The sequence below is a fragment of the Methanomethylovorans sp. PtaU1.Bin093 genome, from assembly GCF_002067275.1.
GTDB lineage: Archaea > Halobacteriota > Methanosarcinia > Methanosarcinales > Methanosarcinaceae > Methanomethylovorans.
Window position 1 is genome coordinate 1 of sequence record NZ_MVQX01000051.1, and the last position, 3,519, is coordinate 3,519.

The 3,519-nt window shown below is 44.4% G+C and carries 4 protein-coding genes; 3 read left to right on the top strand and 1 reads right to left on the bottom strand.

Going from position 1 to position 3,519, the window contains the following annotated elements:
• The first annotated feature begins 254 nt into the window (after positions 1–254).
• A complete protein-coding gene (locus tag A4E24_RS05785) occupies positions 255–692 on the top strand; it encodes a mCpol domain-containing protein (RefSeq protein ID WP_292352337.1) in 438 nt (145 codons plus the stop codon).
• Between the two features lie 41 nt (positions 693–733).
• On the opposite strand, the gene A4E24_RS05790 is transcribed toward A4E24_RS05785, so the two are convergent.
• On the bottom strand, positions 734–2,212 hold the full coding sequence (locus tag A4E24_RS05790; RefSeq protein WP_292352338.1) for a cobyric acid synthase: 1,479 nt from the start codon (positions 2,210–2,212) through the stop codon (positions 734–736).
• A 120-nt stretch (positions 2,213–2,332) separates the two neighbouring features.
• On the opposite strand from A4E24_RS05790, the gene cbiT reads away from it, so the two are divergent.
• Positions 2,333–2,884 (top strand): precorrin-6Y C5,15-methyltransferase (decarboxylating) subunit CbiT, encoded by a 552-nt coding sequence (gene cbiT / locus A4E24_RS05795; RefSeq protein ID WP_292352339.1) that lies wholly within the window; start codon positions 2,333–2,335, stop codon positions 2,882–2,884.
• A gap of 16 nt (positions 2,885–2,900) precedes the next feature.
• Positions 2,901–3,512 carry a cobalt-factor II C(20)-methyltransferase gene (locus tag A4E24_RS05800; protein ID WP_292352340.1) on the top strand — a complete coding sequence of 204 codons (612 nt, stop codon included), beginning with the start codon at positions 2,901–2,903 and terminating at the stop codon, positions 3,510–3,512.
• Positions 3,513–3,519: the final 7 nt, after the last annotated feature.

Here is a 3,519-nt window from a genome sequence, read left to right on the forward strand (position 1 = left end):
TTTCTCAGCCTCTTGCAATGTCAGGTTCTCACCTGCACTTACTTTTTGTATGTATGACTGCATGATAACACCATTATACACATTAATGTTTTAAATTGTACATTGATGTATAACTAGGTAATAGCATATATACATTGCTGTTAAACGTGGAGTGTCAAAAATTATTAAAGCTAGGGTAAAATAACATGAAGGAGATAATCCTGAAGAATACATTATATCCATTGAAACCGAATATATTAATGAGGGAGTTCAATATGATATACATAGCCATAGATGGGGACGATATTCATCAAAAGTTCGAGAAATGCCTGCTTCAAAATGATGAAACGAACATTTCCAGGACAGGTACGGATATAACAAATACAATTGATAGGATCATTGACCATTTGCGGCATGAAAACCTGAAAATAGTTTTCTCTGCAGGCGATTGCATCTTATGTAAATGCGATGCAGTTGATCTGATAGACCTGTCCAATTACCTGGAGAAAATAGGAAATACGAATACTGTTTCTGTTGGGATCGGAGATACTTTGGAAAAGACATATATTGCTTTCAAGTATGCCAGATCCGTTGGAAAAAATAGTATTGTCAAATACACTTCCAACAACAAATTAGAGACCTTTGATCTGAATACCGCAGTTTCACATTCATCCTGCTTTGCAGAAGGCCTTACTCCGTGTCCGGTAGAATAAGGCTTTCTGCTTTAATTTAACTTCCTACTTTAACTTTAAGATCAACTTTTTTCGATCATCGCATAGATCTTGTCCATGTCCAGACAGCTGCGTACGATATCGGCAAGTTCCTTATATGCTTCTTCTTCGGTGGTAGCCACCTCGGGGTGGAACTCCACACCCTTCTTTTCTGCCAGGTAGATCATCAGGGCTGTCCTTATGTTGCTGTTCTCGAACAGGCCGTGCAGATACGTACCTATGACAGTACCGCTCTCATCGATGCTGCCGTCATCACCGAACGCAGTCCTTGGGGTCACTGTCTTGCCCATATGGATCTCATATCCCCATACTTCCTCATCCTTTATATGACGGAATATAGGTCCCTCGGCAACTACTTTCTTTTTTACCTGGGTAGTGGTCTTCTTATACTCCCCAAAGGCCGTTTCCACCTCAAGCAGCCCCAGACCCTCATAATCCGCCTCCAGGCCATTCTCTATGCCGGAATCATGCAAGGTCTTGCCAAGCATCTGATAACCGCCGCATATTCCGAAAATGGGCACTCTGCCATACATGTTCCGGATCTGTTCATCCATACCGCTCGCCTTGAGGTCCAACAGATCGCTGATAGTGTTCTTAGTACCCGGAATGATGATACAATCCGGAGTGCCAAGATCCTCATGCAGTTCCACATACCTTACCTTTGCCAGACGCTCCAGGGGCTCGAAATCTGTAAAATTGGATATGCGTGGTAATCTTATCACTGCAATGTCCACATCGTTCAGGCATCCCGATGAAGTATTCCTGCTTTTTGAATAGATGGCCATGGAGTCCTCGGATGGGATATTGAGCTTGTAATAGGGCAATACGCCCAACACAGGAATACCTGTCATCTCCTCCAGTTGCCTTAACCCGGGCTCCAGGATGGCAGGATCTCCTCTGAACTTATTGATTACGAATCCCTTTATGTTGCCGCGTATGTCCTCGGGCAACAGTGCAACTGTGCCATACAGGCTTGCGAACACTCCTCCTGATTCGATGTTGCCCACCAGGATGATGGGGGCCTGCGTAAGCCTTGCTGTGCCCACATTCACGATATCCCGGTCATAGAGATTAATTTCCGCTGCTCCACCAGCCCCTTCCATGACAATGAGCTCGTACTTCTCGCCAAGCCTGTCAAGAGCACCCTTTACAACTTCCATTGTCTCCGAGATGGAATCATAGTAATTGCCGGCGGATTTATCAGCGTAGGGTTCCCCAAGAATGATAACCTGTGATGTCCTGTCACCTTTAGGTTTCAGAAGCACCGGATTCATATCCGCGGTAGGGTCAACTCCTGCGGCTTTGGCCTGCACGGCCTGTGCTATGCCTATTTCCTTGCCGTCTTTAGTGATCCAGGAATTGAGGCTCATGTTCTGGGCCTTGAACGGAGCCACTTTGTATTTCTCTGAAAGGATCTTGCAAAGGCCTGTGACCATTATGCTTTTGCCTACATCAGAAGCAGTCCCCAGTACCAGTAACTTTTTAGTACTTTTATCAGTCATATCCAACAACCTTTTAACATGGAAAGCTTTTGTGTTAAAGAATATTTCGCACAAGTTTTATGAGGAACAAGTTATATCTACTTAACTCCAGAACTCCAGTTTACTTAAATTAGGTGGAACATGTTTGATCTTTTACGTGTAAGCGGCGGCCCAACAAAACCAGAAATAATCGCTATCGCTCTATCAAAGATGGGATTGAGGGACAGCGATGCTTTCTTCGATGTGGGGTGCGGTACAGGTGCTGTGTCAATTGAAGCAAGTTCACTTGTTAAGAACCTTCACATCACTGCAATAGATGCAAGGGAAGAAGCTATTGAGGTAGCAGAGAAGAATTTCGAAGCATTTAAGATAGCGAACGTGAATCTGGTTTTCGGTGAATCCTCTGAGGTCATTGCACAGGCGGAAAAAGTAGATTGCGCTTTTGTAGGCGGATCTAAGAACATCCTGGAGGTGCTGGATGCTCTTGCAGCAAAGAATGCCCGTAGTATAGTCGTGGACGCTGTGCGTATAGAGACCGTAGTAAGGGTTATACAGAGGATGAAAGAACTTGGCATATTCCGCGAGGTGCTCCACGTAATGGTATCACGTGGGGTCGATCTTGTGGGCGAGACAATGTTCAAGCCTGAGAATCCGGTGTACATCATTGTCGGAGGAACAGACAAAACGAACTAAGAGGAGAATCATATAAATGCTGATTGGAGTTGGACTTGGACCGGGATCCCCGGAACTTCTTACATTGAAGGCTGTAGAGACCCTTAAGAAAAGCCATAAGGTGTATGTGCCCGGCAGAATGGCCGCTGAACTTGTAGCCCCGTATGCGGAAGCAGAGATCCTTGATTTCCCCATGCTTACCGATTATAACGTCCTCAATGAGGTATGGACAAAGAACGCAGAACTCATAGCAGAGGAATCCAGACATAATCTTGTATCCTTCGGGCTCATAGGCGATCCAAATTTCTTCTCAACTTTCACACATCTGAAAAGAGTTATGAACAGGCTGTACCCGGATGTAGAAACTGCTACAATACCAGGCATCAGTTCCATTACATCCTTTGCTTCCAGAGCTGATGCAGAGGTAGATGCTTCATTTGAAGTAAGCGATGGATCTGAAAAAGCATATAAGATCGTTCTTAAAGCAACCAGACCACTCGAGATAATAGACTCCATGAAAAAAGAGGGTTACAATAAATTTACTTTTGCTCAGCGCCTTTTCATGGATGATGAGATAATCATAAAGGAATTGAAGAAAATCCCCGAAAAGGGTAATTACTTCAGCATAGTGTTCGGGCAAAAGGAATAATGGAGGA